This window comes from Pseudomonas purpurea, from assembly GCF_039908635.1.
Lineage (GTDB): Bacteria > Pseudomonadota > Gammaproteobacteria > Pseudomonadales > Pseudomonadaceae > Aquipseudomonas > Aquipseudomonas purpurea.
Window position 1 is genome coordinate 4,531,856 of sequence record NZ_CP150918.1, and the last position, 18,601, is coordinate 4,550,456.

The 18,601-nt window shown below is 60.0% G+C and carries 14 protein-coding genes and 2 pseudogenes; 13 read left to right on the forward strand and 3 right to left on the reverse strand.

What is annotated here, in order from left to right; all coding sequences use genetic code 11:
- Positions 1–57: 57 nt before the first annotated feature.
- A complete protein-coding gene (locus AABM54_RS20270) occupies positions 58–2,163 on the reverse strand; it encodes a molybdopterin oxidoreductase family protein (protein WP_347901762.1) in 2,106 nt (701 codons plus the stop codon).
- 135 nt (positions 2,164–2,298) lie between these two features.
- Positions 2,299–2,589 carry a hypothetical protein gene (locus AABM54_RS20275; protein WP_347901763.1) on the reverse strand — a complete coding sequence of 97 codons (291 nt, stop codon included), beginning with the start codon at positions 2,587–2,589 and terminating at the stop codon, positions 2,299–2,301.
- 411 nt (positions 2,590–3,000) lie between these two features.
- On the opposite strand from AABM54_RS20275, the gene argF reads away from it, so the two are divergent.
- Positions 3,001–3,921: an ornithine carbamoyltransferase gene (argF, locus tag AABM54_RS20280; RefSeq protein ID WP_347901764.1), complete on the forward strand. Its 921-nt coding sequence runs from the start codon at positions 3,001–3,003 to the stop codon at positions 3,919–3,921.
- Positions 3,918–5,027, forward strand: a complete 1,110-nt coding sequence (locus tag AABM54_RS20285) for an ABC transporter ATP-binding protein (RefSeq protein ID WP_347901765.1) — start codon at positions 3,918–3,920, stop codon at positions 5,025–5,027. Before argF ends, AABM54_RS20285 begins: the two co-directional genes overlap by 4 nt.
- A 42-nt stretch (positions 5,028–5,069) precedes the next feature.
- Here the strand turns inward: AABM54_RS20285 and ybaK are convergent, their stop codons facing one another.
- Entirely contained in the window at positions 5,070–5,540 is a 471-nt protein-coding gene (ybaK, locus tag AABM54_RS20290) for a Cys-tRNA(Pro) deacylase (RefSeq protein WP_347901766.1), read from the reverse strand.
- A 369-nt stretch (positions 5,541–5,909) separates the two neighbouring features.
- Between ybaK and AABM54_RS20295 the strand changes: the two genes are divergently transcribed.
- From AABM54_RS20295 to AABM54_RS20345, 11 genes and pseudogenes are all read left to right on the forward strand, one after another.
- Entirely contained in the window at positions 5,910–6,761 is an 852-nt protein-coding gene (locus AABM54_RS20295; protein WP_347906264.1) for an MIP/aquaporin family protein, read from the forward strand.
- 76 nt (positions 6,762–6,837) lie between these two features.
- A pseudogene (glpK, locus tag AABM54_RS20300) lies at positions 6,838–8,344 on the forward strand (glycerol kinase GlpK).
- Positions 8,345–8,439: 95 nt separating this feature from the next.
- On the forward strand, positions 8,440–9,195 hold the full coding sequence (locus AABM54_RS20305; RefSeq protein WP_347901767.1) for a DeoR/GlpR family transcriptional regulator: 756 nt from the start codon (positions 8,440–8,442) through the stop codon (positions 9,193–9,195).
- 332 nt (positions 9,196–9,527) lie between these two features.
- On the forward strand, positions 9,528–11,066 hold the full coding sequence (glpD, locus tag AABM54_RS20310) for a glycerol-3-phosphate dehydrogenase (RefSeq protein ID WP_347901768.1): 1,539 nt from the start codon (positions 9,528–9,530) through the stop codon (positions 11,064–11,066).
- A 451-nt stretch (positions 11,067–11,517) separates the two neighbouring features.
- Positions 11,518–12,432, forward strand: coding sequence for a glutamate/aspartate ABC transporter substrate-binding protein (locus AABM54_RS20315; RefSeq protein WP_347901769.1), 915 nt, complete (start codon positions 11,518–11,520; stop codon positions 12,430–12,432).
- Between the two features lie 193 nt (positions 12,433–12,625).
- Positions 12,626–13,373, forward strand: a pseudogene (locus AABM54_RS20320) (amino acid ABC transporter permease).
- Entirely contained in the window at positions 13,373–14,044 is a 672-nt protein-coding gene (locus AABM54_RS20325; protein WP_347901770.1) for an ABC transporter permease subunit, read from the forward strand. The pseudogene AABM54_RS20320 and the gene AABM54_RS20325 overlap by 1 nt, the downstream one beginning before the upstream one ends.
- Positions 14,041–14,775 carry an amino acid ABC transporter ATP-binding protein gene (locus AABM54_RS20330; RefSeq protein ID WP_150709842.1) on the forward strand — a complete coding sequence of 245 codons (735 nt, stop codon included), beginning with the start codon at positions 14,041–14,043 and terminating at the stop codon, positions 14,773–14,775. The genes AABM54_RS20325 and AABM54_RS20330 overlap by 4 nt, the downstream gene beginning before the upstream one ends.
- Before the next feature lie 236 nt (positions 14,776–15,011).
- Positions 15,012–16,913, forward strand: a complete 1,902-nt coding sequence (locus AABM54_RS20335) for a sensor histidine kinase (protein ID WP_347901771.1) — start codon at positions 15,012–15,014, stop codon at positions 16,911–16,913.
- Positions 16,910–18,238, forward strand: a complete 1,329-nt coding sequence (locus tag AABM54_RS20340) for a sigma-54 dependent transcriptional regulator (RefSeq protein WP_347901772.1) — start codon at positions 16,910–16,912, stop codon at positions 18,236–18,238. Before AABM54_RS20335 ends, AABM54_RS20340 begins: the two co-directional genes overlap by 4 nt.
- A 27-nt stretch (positions 18,239–18,265) precedes the next feature.
- Complete coding sequence (locus AABM54_RS20345; RefSeq protein WP_347906265.1) at positions 18,266–18,595, forward strand: GlpM family protein; 330 nt, start codon at positions 18,266–18,268, stop codon at positions 18,593–18,595.
- Positions 18,596–18,601: the final 6 nt, after the last annotated feature.

Genomic DNA, 18,601 nt, shown 5'->3' on the forward strand with positions numbered 1-18,601 from the left:
GGTGACGCATTGTAACGGAAAGCCTGCCGCCCTGCTCGGTCTCCCCGACAGACATGTTCAGGCCGCCGCCACTGTGACCGGCACCCCATTGAGCGCCGCATTACCCGACAACTCATCGAGCTGACACTCATCAGTCAAATCGTTTGCACTGGAACCCGGTTGCGCCATCGCGATACTCATCTGCACACCCGGCCTGGCATGCCCCCAACCGTGAGGCAGGCTGACCACGCCCTTCATCATGTCGAGGCTGGACATGACCTCGACCTCGATCACCCCGACCCGAGAGCTGACCCGCACCCGCTGCCCATCACTGAGCCCTCGGCTGGAGAGGTCGTCCGGGTGCATCAGCAATTGATGCCGGGGCTTGCCCTTCACCAGCCGGTGGTAGTTATGCATCCAGGAGTTGTTACTGCGCACATGGCGTCGGCCGATCATCAGCAATTCATCCGCCACTGGAGCCTGCAATGCGGCGAACCGCGCAAGGTCGGCAAGAATCGCGGGCGGTGCAGCCTGGATGCGCTGATCCGGCGTTTTGAGTCGCGGTCCGAGGTTGGGCTTCAGCGGCCCCAGATCGATGCCGTGGGGATGATCAAACAACGTTGCCAGTGACAACGTGTAGGTCGACGCATCGCCATAGCGTCCCGCCCGTAACCCCAGATCAATCATCTGCGCGGGCGCCACGGTTGGTTTGAGTTCCTTGCCGGTTTTTGCCGCGAAAGCCTGAGCCAGCCCGACGAATATCTCCCAGTCATGCAGCGCGCCTTCAGGCTTGGCCAGGATCGCCCGGTTGAAACGGCTGACATTGCGCACGGCGAACATATTAAATGTCGTGTCGTAGTGATCGTTCTCCAGCGCCGATGTCGACGGCAGAATCAGGTCGGCATAACGGGTGGTCTCATTGATGTACAAATCGATGCTGAGCATGAACTCCAGCCCGTCGAGCGCCTGCTCCAGTTGGCGGCCGTTGGGTGTCGACAGCACCGGATTACCGGCCACGGTAATCAACGCCCGCACCTGCCCTTCCCCTTCCGTGAGCATCTCTTCGGCCAGCACCGACACCGGCAACTCGCCGGCGTATTCCGGGCGCCCGGAAACGCGGCTTTGCCAGAGATTGAAATGCCCGCCCGAGGTCGATGCCACCAGGTCCACCGCAGGTTCGGTACACAACGCACCACCGACCCGATCAAGATTGCCGGTCACCAGATTGATCACCTGCACCAGCCAGTGACACAACGTGCCGAACGCTTGAGTCGACACGCCCATCCGCCCGTAACAGACTGCCGTAGGTGCAGCAGCGAAGTCGCGCGCGAGCTGGCGGATCTGCTCTGCCGGCACGGCGCACAACGGACTCATGCGTTGCGCCGTAAACCCGGCAACCGCGTGGCGAACCTCCTCCAGCCCATCCACCGGCAAGTGCCCCTCACAGGTCAGCCCTTCGGCGAACAACGTGTTGAGCAGCCCGAACAACAACGCAGCGTCGCCTCCGGGGCGCACAAACACATGCTGGTCAGCCATGGCTGCCGTCTCGCTGCGACGCGGGTCGACCACCACGATTTTTCCGCCCCGGGTCTGTATCGCCTTCAAGCGCTTCTCGACATCCGGGACGGTCATGATGCTGCCGTTAGAGGCCAGGGGATTCGCGCCCAGGATCAGCATGAAATCGGTGTGATCAATATCGGGTATCGGCAGCAGCAGACCGTGGCCATACATAAAGTAACTGGTCAGGTGATGAGGCAGTTGATCGACCGAAGTCGCGGAGAAGCGATTGCGGGTTTTCAGCAAACCCAGAAAATAGTTGCTGTGGGTCATCAGCCCGTAATTGTGCACACTGGGATTGCCCTGATAGACCGCCACCGCGTTTTGCCCATGGCGGGCCTGAATGTCCGCCAGACGTTCGGCCACCCACGCAAAGGCGTCGTCCCAGGCAATCGGCTGCCACTCGCTGCCAACCCTGAGCATCGGCTGGCGCAGGCGATCCGGATCATTCTGGATATCTTGCAGCGCCACGGCCTTGGGACAAATGTGGCCACGGCTGAAACTGTCCTGAGGATCGCCCTTGATCGAGGTGATCTGCACGGCGTCATCCGCGGCAGTGGTTTCGAGGGTCAAGCCGCAGATGGCTTCACACAGGTGGCAGGCACGGTGATGAAGAGTCTTGGTCATGGCCAGTCTCTGTTTTGTTCGGGCAACCGGCATCAGGTTGCGGGAACAAAACTATGGGCCGTGACCTGGCGCTGCGCCAGCGACGTTCGTCTTGTGAATCGAGCGGCATCAGGCCAGCCGATAGCGGGCGCACGCTCAGGTCTGTGGCCAGCTGGATGGCACCTGCAACTGGATTTCCTCAACGGTTTCGATCTGCTCATGAGCGACATGCACGCCCGTGAGCTCGCCGATCAACCGCCAATGCTCGTCGAGACCGGCGCTGACAGTGGCCATTCGATCGATCATCCGTCGACCGGCAGCCTTGGTCACTTCGTCCTCACTGTGCAACAGTTCGAACGACATCGAGGTCATGGACGCGGTCAAGTGAGTCAGGGAGCGTGCCGTGAGTCCCAGCAGCGCCATCAATTGCTGTTCTTTCGATTCCATTCCAGGCGTCCTGTGTCGCATGTGAATTAGTTATAACCCAGCACTTTGCATTAGCAAATGTTTCGACTCCCCGCCGGGCAGATCATGCAGAGCGGCACCTCGGCTGACGGGTCAGAAACCGACCCACACAAGGCTTTGGCCGCCGTCATCAATTGCCAAGGCGCGCGAGGGCGGTGTACAAATGGCTTGCTGCTATCAGGAAACAGGCTTCAAAAGCGCTACCGTGACGATCCCGTAGCCCCTCTGATATCCCCTAAAAACTGTAGCCTATTGGTAAGACGCGACATTTAGTGTCAATATCGCGCCTTCCCCTATTTCGTCGCCCCGTGCGGCTCCCGCCGCAGGTCTCGCCCGTTTTCCAGTTAAACAAGGCTTTGAGTATCTGCGGTCCGTTGCAAAAGGTAGTCAATGATGAGCGCAAGGCACTTTCTCTCCCTGATGGATTGCACGCCCGAAGAGCTGGTCAGCATGATCCGTCGAGGCATTGAGCTCAAAGACCTGCGTAACCGCGGCGTACTGTTCGAGCCTTTGAAAAACCGCGTTCTGGGGATGATTTTCGAGAAATCCTCAACCCGCACACGCCTGTCATTCGAGGCCGGCATGATCCAGCTCGGCGGCCAGGCGATTTTCCTGTCGCCACGTGACACCCAACTGGGCCGTGGCGAGCCGATCGGCGACTGCGCCATTGTCATGTCGCGCATGCTTGATGCCGTGATGATCCGCACCTTTGCCCACAGCACCCTGACCGAGTTTGCCGCCAACTCCCGCGTACCGGTGATCAACGGCCTGTCCGACGACCTGCACCCGTGCCAGTTGCTGGCCGACATGCAGACCTTCCTTGAACACCGCGGCTCGATTCAAGGCAAGACCGTGGCCTGGATCGGCGACGGCAACAACATGTGCAACAGCTATATAGAAGCGGCGATTCAGTTCGACTTCCAGTTGCGCATCGCCTGCCCTGAAGGCTACGAACCCAACCCTGACTTCGTGGCCAAAGCCTTCGATCGAGTGACCATCGTCCGCGATCCTCGGGACGCCGTACTCGGCGCCCACCTGGTCAGCACTGACGTCTGGACCTCCATGGGCCAGGAAGAAGAAACCGCCAAGCGGCTCAAGCTGTTCGCGCCATTCCAGGTCAATCGTGCCTTGCTCGACCTGGCCGCGCCGGACGTATTGTTCATGCATTGCCTGCCCGCGCACCGCGGCGAAGAAATCAGCCTCGACCTGCTCGACGACCCACGCTCGGTCGCGTGGGACCAGGCCGAAAACCGTCTGCACGCACAAAAGGCCCTGCTCGAATTTCTCGTTACGCCGGCGTACCACCACGCATGAGCCATCCATTACTGCTGAACCTGCGTAACCTGGCCTGCGGCTATCAGGACCAACGGGTCGTCCAGAACCTCAACCTGCACCTGAATGCTGGCGACATCGGTTGCCTGCTCGGCTCGTCCGGTTGCGGCAAGACCACCACGTTGCGGGCAATCGCCGGTTTCGAACCGGTGCATGAAGGCGAAATACAACTGGCCGGCGAAACCATCTCCAGTGCCGGTTTCACCCTGGCACCGGAGAAACGCCGGATCGGCATGGTGTTCCAGGATTACGCCCTGTTCCCGCACCTGAGCGTGGCCGAGAACATTGCCTTCGGCATTCGCAAGCATCCGCAAAAAGATCGGGTCACCGAGGAAATGCTCGAGCTGGTCAACCTGAAAAACCTCGGCAAGCGCTTCCCTCACGAACTCTCTGGCGGTCAGCAGCAACGTGTGGCACTGGCTCGCGCACTGGCGCCGGAACCGCAACTACTGCTGCTCGACGAGCCGTTCTCCAACCTCGATGGCGAATTGCGCCGCAAGCTCAGCCACGAAGTGCGCGACATCCTCAAGGCCCGTGGCACCAGCGCGATTCTGGTGACCCACGACCAGGAAGAAGCCTTCGCCGTCAGTGATCAGGTCGGCGTGTTCAAAGAGGGTCGCCTGGAGCAGTGGGACACGCCTTACAACCTGTACCACGAACCGCAGACACCGTTTGTGGCGAGCTTTATCGGTCAGGGCTACTTCATTCGCGGCCAACTGCACTCCCCGGAGTCGGTGCAAACCGAGCTTGGCGTTCTGCGCGGCAATCGCGCCTATACCTGGCCTACGGGTGGCGCGGTTGATGTACTGCTGCGCCCGGACGATATCGTTTATGCGCCAGACAGTGACTTGAGAGCACGGATTGTCGGCAAGACCTTCCTCGGTGCCTCGACGTTGTATCGCTTGCAACTCCCCACGGGCAGCCAACTGGAATCGATCTTCCCAAGCCATGCCGACCATCTGGTCGGCGCCGATGTCGGTATCCGCGTGGCCGCCGAACACCTGGTGTTGTTCCAAGCCAGCGGCAGCACGGCAGCGCAGATTCCAGCGGTCGAATCCGGTGTTCGGCGATACAGCGCCGCTAACTGATACACGCGAAAAAATGTGGGAGCTTGCTCCCACAGCTATTTTTCACGTACGGCCAATATCCGCGAACTTCGCCTGGGTATGTTCCGCCAACACCGCCGGCGCCAACTCCACCTCAAGTCCCCGCCGCCCCGCACTGACAAAAATACTCACGAATGGCTGAGCCGAATTGTCGATAAAGGTGCGCAAGCGCTTCTTCTGCCCGAGTGGGCTGATGCCTCCCAGCAGATAACCCGTCGACCGTTGTGCGGCCGCGGGATCAGCCATTTCAACTTTCTTCACCCCCGCCGCGTGTGCCAGCCCCTTCAAGTCGAGACTTCCGACCACCGGCACCACCGCCACCAGCAACTCGCCTTTTTCACTGGCCGCCAACAGCGTCTTGAACACCTGCGCCGGGTCCAGCCCCAGTTTTTCCGCGGCCTCCAATCCATAGGACGCGGCTTTCGGATCATGTTCGTAACTGTGCACGCGATGTTCGGCACGAACTTTTTTCAGCAGGTCCAATGCAGGGGTCATGGCAGCTCCAAGCCAGCGAGAGAAAAAATCGTTACCGCAAGATTCTAGGTCATACCCGTTGAAAAGGCTCTACCTCAAGACCGTTTCGCCGCTGTAGGGCCGGCCGTCCACAGACTTTTGCCAACTGACCCGACACTGTCAACGCGATCATTCACACAACTAATAGTTGAAAAGTGACTGATGGTTCACTTTCGACCTTTGACAGCAGTGTTTCTTGTCTATATTTTTTCGAATCTGAATACCATACGAAACATCCTGCGCAGCACCCAGCAGCAAAGCCGAGACCAGGATGGGGATCCTGCCTCGGTGAAAATCGCGCTCAGACCCTTCGGAAACAGCGCCCGACAACAACAAAAACCGAGGTTTTCAATGACAACTGCTTTACAACAACCGTCACTCTCCGGCCAATGCATGGCCGAGTTTCTGGGGACTGCGTTACTGATCTTCTTCGGCACGGGTTGCGTTGCCGCGCTCAAGGTTGCGGGTGCGAGCTTCGGCTTGTGGGAAATCAGCATCATCTGGGGGGTTGGCGTCAGCATGGCGATCTACCTGACCGCTGGCGTTTCCGGTGCCCACCTGAACCCGGCCGTGAGCATCGCGCTGTGCGTTTTCGCTGACTTTGAAAAACGCAAACTGCCGTTCTACATCATCGCCCAGGTCGCTGGCGCCTTCTGCGCAGCGCTGTTGGTTTACACGCTTTATAGCAACCTGTTCTTCGATTACGAACAAACCCACCACATCGTCCGCGGCACACAAGCCAGCCTGGAAACGGCGTCGGTGTTCTCCACCTACCCGCATCCGGCACTGTCTACTGGCCAGGCGTTCCTGGTGGAAGTGATCATCACGGCCATTCTGATGGGCGTGATCATGTCCCTGACCGATGACAACAACGGCCTGCCGAAGGGTCCGCTGGCGCCCCTGCTGATCGGCCTGCTGATTGCGGTAATTGGCAGCGCGATGGGCCCGCTGACCGGTTTTGCGATGAACCCGGCGCGAGACTTCGGTCCGAAGCTGATGACTTTCTTCGCTGGCTGGGGTGAAATTTCCTTCACTGGCGGCCGTGATATTCCGTACTTCCTGATTCCGGTATTCGCCCCCATCGTGGGTGCCTGCCTCGGCGCTGCCGCCTATCGCGGGCTGATTGCCCGTTATCTGCCCAACGCCACACCTGCTACAAAGGATGCAGAACAGGCCATTGACGGCAAACCAAGAATTTCTTGAAACCGATGGCGCGAGATCCTGCCCAACCTGATCTCGCGCTTGCGCCCTCTCCCTTATTTCGTCCAAGGCAATCGACATGACCGACATTCAGAATAAGAACTACATCATTGCCCTCGATCAGGGTACGACCAGTTCGCGAGCGATCATTTTTGACCGCGACGCCAACGTGGTCTGCACTGCGCAGCGCGAATTCGCCCAGCATTACCCGCAAGCCGGCTGGGTCGAACACGACCCGATGGAAATCTTCGCCACACAAAGCGCCGTGATGGTCGAGGCCCTGGCTCAAGCCGGCCCTGCACCATGACCAGGTGGCCGCCATCGGCATCACCAACCAGCGCGAAACTACCGTGGTCTGGGACAAGACCACCGGCCGCCCGATCTACAACGCGATCGTCTGGCAGTGCCGCCGCAGTACCGAGATCTGCCAGCAGCTCAAGCGCGATGGCCACGAGCAATACATCAGCGACACCACCGGCCTGGTCACCGACCCGTACTTCTCCGGCACCAAGCTCAAGTGGATCCTGGACAACGTTGAAGGCAGCCGCGAACGCGCTCGCAACGGCGAACTGCTGTTCGGCACCGTCGACAGCTGGTTGATCTGGAAATTTACCGGCGGCAAGACCCACGTCACCGACTACACCAACGCCTCGCGCACCATGCTCTTCAACATCCACACCCTAGAGTGGGACGCGAAGATGCTGGAGATCCTGGACATCCCGCGCGAGATGCTGCCAGAGGTCAAATCGTCGTCTGAAATCTACGGCCACACCAAGAGCGGCATCGCCATCGGCGGTATCGCCGGCGACCAGCAAGCGGCACTGTTCGGCCAGATGTGCGTTGAACCGGGGCAGGCCAAGAACACCTATGGCACCGGCTGCTTCCTGCTGATGAACACCGGCGACAAAGCCGTGAAGTCCAAGCACGGCATGCTCACCACCATCGCGTGCGGCCCTCGTGGCGAAGTGGCCTACGCCCTGGAGGGGGCCGTCTTCAACGGCGGTTCCACCGTGCAGTGGCTGCGCGACGAACTGAAAATCATCAACGACGCACACGACACCGAGTACTTCGCCAACAAGGTCAAGGACAGCAATGGCGTGTACCTGGTGCCGGCCTTCACCGGTCTCGGCGCCCCTTACTGGGACCCGTATGCCCGTGGCGCACTGTTCGGCCTGACCCGTGGCGTACGCGTGGATCACATCATTCGTGCAGCGCTGGAGTCGATTGCCTACCAGACACGCGACGTACTCGATGCCATGCAACAGGACTCCGGCGAGCGCCTCAAGGCCCTGCGCGTGGATGGCGGCGCGGTTGCAAACAACTTCCTCATGCAGTTCCAGGCCGACATCCTCGGCACTCAGGTCGAACGCCCGCAAATGCGTGAGACCACCGCTCTCGGCGCTGCCTACCTGGCCGGTCTGGCCTGCGGCTTCTGGGGCAGCCTGGAAGAACTGCGCGGCAAGGCTGTGATCGAGCGCGAATTCGATCCGACCCTGGACGAAACCGCGAAGGAAAAACTCTACGCAGGCTGGAAAAAAGCCGTCAGCCGCACCCGCGACTGGGAACCACACGAAGGCGCTGAATAAGCCAGGCTCTGGACCCTTAAAGGGTTCTAACTGGTAGGGAGCGGATTCCTGCGGCATCATGGGCAAATTTTGCACGGCAGCCCAAAGGAAGCCCCATGAATCTGCCTCCCCGTCAGCAGCAAATCCTCGAACTGGTCCGCGAACGCGGCTACGTCAGCATCGAGGAAATGGCTCAGCTGTTCGTCGTCACACCGCAAACCATCCGCCGCGATATCAATCAATTGGCGGAAGTAAATCTGTTGCGTCGCTACCATGGCGGCGCAGCCTACGACTCCAGCGTAGAAAACACCGCCTACGCCATGCGCGCCGATCAGATGCGCGATGAGAAACAACGCATCGGCGAAGCCATCGCCAAGCAAATCCCCGATCATGCCTCGCTGTTCATCAACATCGGCACCACCACCGAGTCCATCGCTCGGGCGCTGCTCAATCACAGCCACCTGAAAATCATCACCAACAACCTGAACGTCGCGACCATGCTCAGTGCCAAGGACGACTTCGACGTCCTGCTGACGGGCGGCAACGTGCGGCGTGATGGCGGTGTGGTGGGCCAGGCCAGCGTCGACTTCATCAACCAGTTCAAGGTCGACTTCGCGCTGGTGGGCATCAGCGGTATCGACGAAGACGGCAGCCTGCTGGACTTCGACTATCAGGAAGTGCGCGTCTCCCAGGCGATCATCGCCAACGCCCGGCAAGTCATCCTGGCCGCCGACTCCAGCAAGTTCGGGCGTAACGCCATGATTCGCCTGGGGCCGATCAGCCTGATCGATTGCCTGGTCACCGACCAGCAGCCGGTGCCGGCGCTGGCTCAACTGTTGAATCAACACAAGATTCGGCTGGAAGTCGTTTAACCCCACCCGACAGCAAAGCTCCCCTGTGGCGAGGGAGCTTGCTCCCGCTCGGCTGCGCAGCAGACGCAAATCAGACGATATGTTCTTCCTGAAAAACCGCGCCCACCGGTTTTAGGGCTGCTTCGCAGCCCAGCGGGAGCAAGCTCCCTCGCCACAAAAGCACTCCCAGCCTCATTCAATGTTCGGAAACTTTCCTTTGGCGGCCCTTCGATCAGTATTTTCAATCGAAGTTGACTGGCTGCGGGCGGCTTTATGGGCTACCATTTTCGCAAATGAACATTAATGTTCGAATTCCAATACGATCAGATCATAAAAGATCGCGAGGCCTGCTCATGACCACCTCTACCTTGCCTGCTCCACCGCTTGCCGAAGTCTATGATGTTGCCGTTATTGGCGGCGGGATCAACGGCGTAGGGATTGCAGCAGACGCAGCCGGTCGCGGTCTTTCGGTGTTCCTTTGCGAAAAGGACGATCTGGCCAGCCACACCTCGTCGGCCAGCAGCAAGCTGATCCACGGTGGCCTGCGCTACCTCGAACATTATGAGTTCCGCCTGGTGCGCGAAGCCCTGGCCGAACGCGAAGTGCTGCTGGCCAAGGCCCCGCACATCGTCAAGCAGATGCGCTTCGTACTGCCACACCGCCCGCACCTGCGCCCGGCGTGGATGATCCGCGCCGGCCTGTTCCTCTATGATCACCTGGGCAAGCGGGAAAAACTCGCAGGCTCCAACAGCCTGAAGTTCGGTGCCGACAGCGCGCTGAAAAGCGAAATCACCAAAGGCTTCGAATACTCAGATTGCTGGGTCGACGACGCCCGCCTCGTGGTGCTGAACGCCATGGCTGCCCGCGAAAAAGGCGCTCACGTTCATACACAAACCCGCTGCGTCAGCGCCCGCCGCAGCAAAGGCTTGTGGGAACTGAACCTGGAACGCACCGATGGCAGCCTGTTTTCGATCCGCGCCAAGGCGCTGGTGAACGCTGCCGGCCCATGGGTCGCCAAGTTCATCAAGGACGACCTGAAGATGGAATCGCCTTACGGCATCCGCCTGATCCAGGGCAGCCACCTGATCGTGCCGAAGCTGTACGAAGGCGAGCACGCGCACATCCTTCAGAACGAAGACCAGCGCATCGTGTTCACCATTCCGTACCTCAATCACTTCACCCTGATTGGCACCACTGACCGCGAATACACCGGCGACCCGGCAAAAGTGGCGATCACCGAAGGCGAAACCGATTACCTGATCAAGGTCGTCAACGCCCACTTCAAGAAGCAAGTGAGCCGCGACGACATCGTGCACACCTATTCCGGTGTTCGCCCGCTGTGCAACGACGAATCCGACAACCCATCGGCTGTCACACGCGACTACACCCTGGCGCTGTCCGGCAGTGGCGAAGAAGCACCGCTGCTGTCGGTGTTCGGCGGCAAGCTGACCACCTACCGCAAACTGGCCGAATCGGCCATGGCGCAGCTGACGCCGTACTTCACGCACATCAAGCCAAGCTGGACCGCCACCGCGCCCCTGCCGGGCGGCGAAGACATGACCACGCCACAAGCCTTGAGCGCCTTGATTCGCGACAAGTTCGACTGGGTGCCAACCGAAATTGCCCGCCGCTGGGCCACCACCTACGGCAGCCGCACCTGGCGCATGCTTGAGGGCGTGCAGAACCTCAGCGACCTGGGCGAACACTTGGGTGGCGGCCTCTACACCCGCGAAGTCGATTACCTGTGCAGCGAAGAGTGGGCCACCACCGCCCACGACATCCTGTGGCGCCGCAGCAAACTCGGGCTGTTCACCACCCCGGCGGAACAACAGAACGTGCAGCACTACCTGAACAAGGTCGAGCAGAACCGCAGCAAGATCGAAGCGGCCTGATCGATATTCCGGTTAAACGAAAGCCCCTGAATCTCATGATTCAGGGGCTTTTTGCATTCTGATGCCCATCACAGATCCACTGTGGGAGCGAGCTTGCTCGCGATAGGGCCCGCACATCCAACATTGAGCTCGCCTGGCACACCGCTATCGCGAGCAAGCTCGCTCCCACAGGGGAAGTGCCGGGCACAGGATTGCATTCGGTTTTCCGAACGCGACCCTGTGGTCAATTCGGTAAACCGGATTAATAACCGGGGAAAATACCGTCACAAATACTTAATAGCCTTCTAAATCAATACGTTGATGCGAGCCACCTGGCCTGGCACGACTCATGCTCTACACTCTGGGACGAATGCCGGATGTGCCAACACTTCAGGAGCCGTCAAGGCATTCGCAGTACAAAAAAAGGGCCGATGAACTGGCTCCATATAAAAACAATGTCGAGGAAAATTTGATGCGCATCGTTCCCCATCTTCTGGGCGCAGCTATCGCTGCCGCACTGATTAGCACTCCAGTTTTCGCAGCCGAACTCACCGGCACGCTGAAGAAGATCAAAGAGTCCGGCACCATCACCCTGGGCCATCGCGACGCTTCCATTCCGTTTTCCTACATCGCGGACGCTACCGGCAAACCGGTCGGCTACTCCCACGATATTCAGCTGAAAATCGTCGAAGCCATCAAAAAAGACCTGGACATGCCTAACCTGCAGGTCAAGTACAACCTGGTCACCTCGCAAACCCGTATTCCGCTGGTGCAGAACGGCACCGTGGACGTCGAGTGCGGCTCCACCACCAATAACGTCGAGCGTCAGCAACAAGTTGACTTCTCTGTCGGCATCTTCGAAATCGGTACGCGTCTGCTGTCCAAAAAGGACTCGACCTACAAGGATTTCGCTGACCTCAAAGGCAAGAACGTCGTGACCACCGCAGGCACCACGTCCGAGCGCATCCTCAAGTCGATGAACGCCGACAAGCAGATGGGCATGAACGTCATCTCCGCCAAAGACCACGGCGAGTCCTTCCAGATGCTGGAATCGGGCCGCGCTGTTGCCTTCATGATGGACGATGCGCTGCTGGCCGGTGAAATGGCCAAGGCCAAGAAGCCGACCGACTGGGCCGTGACCGGCACACCACAGTCCTATGAAATTTACGGCTGCATGGTCCGCAAGGGCGACGAGCCGTTCAAGAAGGCTGTCGATGACGCCATCAAGGCGACCTACGCTTCGGGCGAAATCAACAAGATCTACGAAAAGTGGTTCTTGCAGCCAATCCCGCCAAAAGGCCTGAACCTGATGTTCCCGATGAGCGACGAGCTCAAGGCCCTGATCGCCAATCCGACCGACAAAGCGGCTGACGACAAAAAATCCTGATTTCTGACTAACCTTACCTTCTGAAAGGGCCCGCGCCCTTTCAGAAGGCTGTCACTCCCTGCTGGCACTTTTTTGGAAGCACTCGAACCGGTGGTTGTCGAGCCGATCGTGTGTGCCTGATTTTCGAATCAGGCGGGAACGGACTTTCCCCAGGCGGGCACTTGTACATCGATCGATCTGAGGGGAGACCCTAATGAATTACAACTGGGACTGGGGCGTGTTCTTCAAGTCCACCGGCGTGGGCAGCGAGACCTATCTCGACTGGTTCATTTCCGGGCTGGGCTGGACCATCGCCATCGCCATCGTGGCCTGGATCATCGCGTTGCTGCTGGGTTCGATTCTGGGTGTCATGCGCACCGTACCGAATCGCCTGGTATCGGGCATCGCCACCTGCTACGTGGAACTCTTTCGTAACGTGCCGCTGCTGGTTCAGCTGTTCATCTGGTACTTCCTGGTGCCCGACCTGCTGCCCGCCGACCTGCAAGAGTGGTACAAGCAGGACCTGCACCCGACTACCTCCGCCTACCTGAGCGTTGTCGTGTGCCTGGGCCTGTTCACCGCTGCCCGGGTGTGCGAACAAGTGCGCACCGGTATCCAGGCGCTGCCGCGTGGCCAGGAATCGGCCGCCCGCGCCATGGGTTTCAGCCTGCCGCAGATCTACTGGAACGTGCTGCTGCCCCAGGCCCTACCGGATCATCATTCCGCCGCTCACCTCGGAATTTCTCAACGTCTTCAAGAACTCGTCCGTGGCGTCCCTGATCGGCCTGATGGAGCTGCTCGCGCAGACCAAACAGACCGCAGAATTCTCCGCCAACCTGTTCGAAGCCTTCACCCTGGCGACCCTGATCTACTTCACCCTGAACATGAGCCTGATGCTGCTGATGCGTGTGGTCGAGAAGAAAGTTGCCGTACCCGGCCTGATCTCCGTAGGGGGTAAATGATGGAATTCGACTTCTCGGGCGTCATTCCGTCCCTGCCGGGCTTGTGGAACGGCATGGTCATGACCCTGCAACTGATGGCGCTCGGCGTCGTCGGCGGGATCATCCTCGGCACGATCCTGGCGCTGATGCGCCTGTCCCACAACAAGCTGCTGTCGAACATTGCCGGCGCCTACGTCAACTACTTCCGTTCGATCCCACTGCTGCTGGTGATCACCTGGTTCTACCTGGCGGTGCCGTTCGTCCTGCGCTGGATCACCGGCGAAGACACCCCGATCGGCGCGTTCGCCTCGTGCATCGTGGCGTTCATGATGTTCGAAGCGGCGTACTTCTGCGAAATCGTCCGTGCCGGCGTGCAGTCGATTCCAAAAGGCCAGATGGGCGCCGCCCAGGCTCTGGGCATGACGTATGGCCAGATGATGCGTTTGATCATCCTGCCGCAAGCATTCCGCAAGATGACCCCGCTGCTGCTGCAACAGAGCATCATCCTGTTTCAGGACACCTCGCTGGTGTACGCGGTCGGTCTGGTGGACTTCCTCAATGCTTCGCGGGCCAGTGGCGACATCATCGGCCGCTCCAATGAGTTCCTGATCTTCGCAGGTCTCGTGTACTTCACAATCAGCTTTGCCGCCTCGCTGCTGGTCAAGCGTCTGCAAAAAAGGTTTGCCGTATGATCTCTATCAAGAATGTCAACAAGTGGTATGGCGACTTCCAGGTACTGACTGATTGCAGCACCGAGGTCAAAAAAGGCGAAGTGATCGTGGTGTGCGGGCCGTCCGGCTCCGGCAAATCCACCCTGATCAAATGCGTCAACGCCCTGGAACCGTTCCAGAAAGGCGACGTGGTGGTCGATGGCACGTCCATCGCCGACCCGAAGACCGACCTGCCGAAACTGCGTTCGCGCGTGGGCATGGTGTTCCAGCATTTCGAACTGTTCCCGCACCTGACCATCACCGAAAACCTGACCATCGCGCAGATCAAGGTGTTGGGCCGCAGCAAGGAAGAGGCCACCAAGAAAGGCCTGCAACTGCTCGAGCGCGTCGGTCTTTCCGCTCACGCTCACAAGCACCCGGGCCAGCTCTCTGGTGGTCAGCAGCAGCGTGTGGCGATTGCCCGTGCGCTGGCGATGGACCCTATCGTCATGCTGTTCGACGAACCGACCTCGGCACTCGACCCGGAAATGGTCAACGAAGTGCTCGACGTGATGGTGCAACTAGCGCACGAAGGCATGACCATGATGTGCGTGACCCACGAAATGGGCTTCGCCCGTAAAGTGGCAGACCGGGTGATTTTCATGGACCAGGGCAAGATCATCGAAGACTGCCAGAAAGAAGAGTTCTTCGGCGACATCAGCGCCCGCTCCGAGCGTGCACAGCACTTCCTCGAGAAGATCCTGCAGCACTAAAACCGGTACTGCTCTCGATAGGAGAGCAGTTTTGCCCTTGTGGCGAGGGAGCTCGCTCCCGCTCGGCTGCGAAGCAGTCGTAGAACCAGCCAGTGCGGTGTATCAGATAAATTGCATTGGCAAGTTTCAGGGCCGCTCTGCGCCCCAGCGGGAGCAAGCTCCCTCGCCACAGGTTCTGCGCTCGACTGAATAAAGGGTAAGCCCGCTGCCACGCTGGTTGACCCAAGGCATCTGTGATGAAATGCGACCCCACTCTCTATCGCGCCGCACCGCCATCACTCGCCGTGAAACCCCGTCTGATTCGCCATCTGTTTCTGCCGCCACTGGTCATCTTGCTGATGGTCGGTCTCGGTTACGTCGGTTTCTGGACCAGCGAACACTACGGCATCCGCAGCCTGAGCGAGAACGGACAGCGTCAGCTGGAACTGCACGCCCGCACGGTCGAAAGCGAGATCAGCAAATACACCTACCTGCCCAGCCTGCTGGAACTCGAATCAAGTGTTTCGCAATTGCTGGACGACCCGTCGCCGGAACACCGGCAAGCGGTCAATGATTACCTTGAAGGCCTGAACCGGCGCAGCCGCAGTCGGGCTATCTACGTGATGGACACCACTGGCCGCGTGCTGGCCACCAGTAACTGGCGCGATGTCGACAGCTACCTCGGTGAAGACCTGTCCTTTCGCGCTTATTTCCAGAACGCCATACGCGGCCAGCCCGGACGTTTCTACGGCATTGGCAGCACCAACGGCGAACCCGGCTACTACCTGGCCCACGGCCTGGAAGAGCAAGGCAAGATCATCGGCGTCGCGGTGGTCAAGGTCCGCCTCGAAGCCCTCGAAGAACGCTGGCAACGTGCCCGACTGGAAGCCTTCGTCAGCGACGAAAACGGCATCATCATCCTTTCCAGCGACCCGGCGCGACGACTCAAATCGGTCATGCCCCTGAGCGACGAGACCAAGGAACGCCTGGCCCGCAGCCTTCAATACTATTGGTTCCCGCTCAACGAACTCGAGCCGCTGGCTCGCGAGCGGCTGGCCGAAGGCGTGGAGAAACTGACCTTCCCGGCCAACACCGAACTGGTGTCCGACGAAGAAGAAGTCAGCTACCTGTCACAGACCCGGCCCTTGAGCGACACACCGTGGAACTTCACCCTGCTCACGCCGTTGCAGGATTTGCGGCGCGAGGCAATCAATCAGGGAATCCTGGTGGCGGTGGCGTTTGCCCTGGTGGCGTTTTTGTTGATTGCCTGGAACGAGCGACGCAAAGTCATCGCCACCCGCCTCGCCGCCCGTGAAGCGCTGCAAGAGGCCAACAACCAACTGGAGCGCAGGATCACCGAGCGCACCGGCGACCTGCGCGCCAGCAACGAGCGCCTCAAGAGCCAGATCCGCGAGCGGCGCCAGGCCGAAGAAACCTTGCGCCGCGCCCAGGATGAACTGGTGCAGGCCGGCAAACTCGCCGCCATCGGGCAGATGTCCACCAGCATCGCCCATGAATTGAATCAACCGCTGGCGGCCCTGCGCACGCTGTCGGGCAACACGGTTCGGTTCCTCGAACGTGGTCAGCTCGATGTCGCCAGTACCAACCTCAAGACCATCAACGAACTGATCGACCGCATGGGCCGGATCACCGCCAGCCTGCGCTCCTTCGCCCGGCGCGGTGACGATCAGGGTCAGGCCAGCCTGGGCAAAGCCGTAGACGCAGCGTTGCAACTGCTGGGCAGTCGCGTGGAGTCCGCGCACTTGCAGGTGCATCGGCACTTTTCCGATGTTCAGGTGCAGATCGACCAGACCCGTCTGGAGCAGATTCTGGTCAACCTGATCGGCAACGCGCTCGACGCCATGCAAGCGCAGCCACTGCCGGTGCTATGGCTGGAGGGCGACGCTGTCGAGGGCAAATATCGCCTGCGCGTGCGCGACAATGGCCACGGCATTGACCTCGAGACGCGCAAACATTTGTTCGAACCTTTCTTCACCACCAAACCTGGCGAACAGGGCCTGGGCCTCGGCCTGACCCTCTCGGCAAGCCTGGCCGCCGCCACTGGCGGCCATTTGGGCGTCGAGCACCCGGCCAGCGGTGGTACCGCTTTCGTCCTCAGTTTACCGTTGGTAAGCCCCCTTCCCGCCGAGCCAATATGAACAACGACCTTAGTGTGCTGATCGTCGAAGACGACCCCCATGTCCTGCTCGGCTGCCAGCAAGCCCTGACCCTGGAAGACATTCCGTGCATTGGCGTGGGCAGCGCCGAAGAAGCGCTGGAGCGCGTCGGCGAGAACTTCGCCGGGATCGTCGTCAGCGACATTCGCCTGCCCGGCATTGATGGCCTGGAACTGCTGACCCGCCTCAAGGCCCGCGACCGCAGCCTGCCCGTGGTGCTGATTACCGGCCACGGCGATATCTCCATGGCCGTTGGCGCGATGCAAAAAGGCGCCTACGACTTCATGGAGAAACCCTTCTCCCCCGAACGTCTGGTGGACGTCGCACGCCGCGCGCTGGAGCAGCGCCGACTGGCCCGCGAGGTGACGTCGCTGCGTCGGCAACTGGCCGAACGCGATTCCCTCGAAGGCCGGATCATTGGCCGTTCACCGGCCATGCAGCATTTGCGCGAGTTGATCGCCAACGTGGCCGACACCTCGGCCAACGTGCTGATCGAAGGTGAAACCGGCACCGGCAAAGAACTGGTTGCCCGTTGCCTGCACGACTTCAGTCGCCGCCACTCCCAACAATTCGTGGCCCTGAACTGCGGCGGCTTGCCGGAAAACCTGTTCGAAAGCGAAATCTTCGGCCACGAAGCCAACGCCTTCACCGGTGCCGGCAAACGGCGCATCGGCAAGATCGAACACGCCCATGACGGCACGCTGTTCCTCGATGAAGTGGAAAGCATGCCGCTGCCCTTGCAGATCAAATTGTTGCGGGTCTTGCAGGAACGCACCCTGGAGCGTCTTGGCTCGAACCAGAGCGTTGCCGTCGATTGCCGAGTGATCGCCGCCACCAAGTCCGACCTCGACGAATTGAGCCGCGCCAGCCAGTTCCGCAGCGACCTGTATTACCGCCTCAACGTGGTGACCCTGGAACTGCCGCCCCTGCGTGAGCGTCGCGAAGACATCCTGCAATTGTTCGAACACTTCTTGCAGCAGTCGTCCTTGCGCTTTGACCGCACGTTGCCCGAACTGGACAACCAGACCTTGTCGAACCTGATGAGCCACGACTGGCCGGGCAACGTGCGCGAACTGCGCAACGTCGCCGAACGCTTCGCCCTCGGTTTGCCAGCCTTCAAGAAATCCGGTACCGGTGGCAGCACTCAAGGGCTGGCGTTTGCCGAAGCGGTGGAAGCGTTTGAGCGCAACCTGCTCAACGACGCCCTGCAACGCAGCGGCGGCAACCTGACCCAGGCCAGCCTGGAACTGGGCATGGCCAAGACCACGCTGTTCGACAAGGTCAAGAAGTACGGCCTGAGCCACTAACCCGCCGCGAGAATGCCCGTGGATTTACTGTTGAAGGCTGCACTCGGTGCCGCGGTGGTGGTGATCCTCGCCGCACTGGCCAAGACCAGGAACTATTACATCGCAGGGCTGGTGCCGCTGTTTCCGACCTTTGCGCTGATTGCCCACTACATCGTCGGCAAGGGCCGCTCGCTGGATGACCTGAAGACCACCATCGTGTTTGGCATGTGGTCGATCATTCCGTACTTCGTGTACCTGGCGACCTTGTACGTGATGGTCGACCGGATGCGACTGGAGGCATCGCTGGCGGTGGCGGCGGTGGCGTGGTTGATGGCGGCGACGGTGTTGGTCAGCGTTTGGGTGCGCCTGCACGCCTGACGTTGC

Bases quoted from the DNA above. Each gene is read 5' to 3' on its own strand.
- AABM54_RS20270 (WP_347901762.1), bottom strand. From the start codon at position 2,163: ATGACCAAGACTCTTCATCACCGTGCCTGCCACCTGTGTGAAGCCATC.
- AABM54_RS20275 (WP_347901763.1), bottom strand. From the start codon at position 2,589: ATGGAATCGAAAGAACAGCAATTGATGGCGCTGCTGGGACTCACGGCA.
- argF (WP_347901764.1), top strand. From the start codon at position 3,001: ATGAGCGCAAGGCACTTTCTCTCCCTGATGGATTGCACGCCCGAAGAG.
- AABM54_RS20285 (WP_347901765.1), top strand. From the start codon at position 3,918: ATGAGCCATCCATTACTGCTGAACCTGCGTAACCTGGCCTGCGGCTAT.
- ybaK (WP_347901766.1), bottom strand. From the start codon at position 5,540: ATGACCCCTGCATTGGACCTGCTGAAAAAAGTTCGTGCCGAACATCGC.
- AABM54_RS20295 (WP_347906264.1), top strand. From the start codon at position 5,910: ATGACAACTGCTTTACAACAACCGTCACTCTCCGGCCAATGCATGGCC.
- AABM54_RS20305 (WP_347901767.1), top strand. From the start codon at position 8,440: ATGAATCTGCCTCCCCGTCAGCAGCAAATCCTCGAACTGGTCCGCGAA.
- glpD (WP_347901768.1), top strand. From the start codon at position 9,528: ATGACCACCTCTACCTTGCCTGCTCCACCGCTTGCCGAAGTCTATGAT.
- AABM54_RS20315 (WP_347901769.1), top strand. From the start codon at position 11,518: ATGCGCATCGTTCCCCATCTTCTGGGCGCAGCTATCGCTGCCGCACTG.
- AABM54_RS20325 (WP_347901770.1), top strand. From the start codon at position 13,373: ATGGAATTCGACTTCTCGGGCGTCATTCCGTCCCTGCCGGGCTTGTGG.
- AABM54_RS20330 (WP_150709842.1), top strand. From the start codon at position 14,041: ATGATCTCTATCAAGAATGTCAACAAGTGGTATGGCGACTTCCAGGTA.
- AABM54_RS20335 (WP_347901771.1), top strand. From the start codon at position 15,012: ATGAAATGCGACCCCACTCTCTATCGCGCCGCACCGCCATCACTCGCC.
- AABM54_RS20340 (WP_347901772.1), top strand. From the start codon at position 16,910: ATGAACAACGACCTTAGTGTGCTGATCGTCGAAGACGACCCCCATGTC.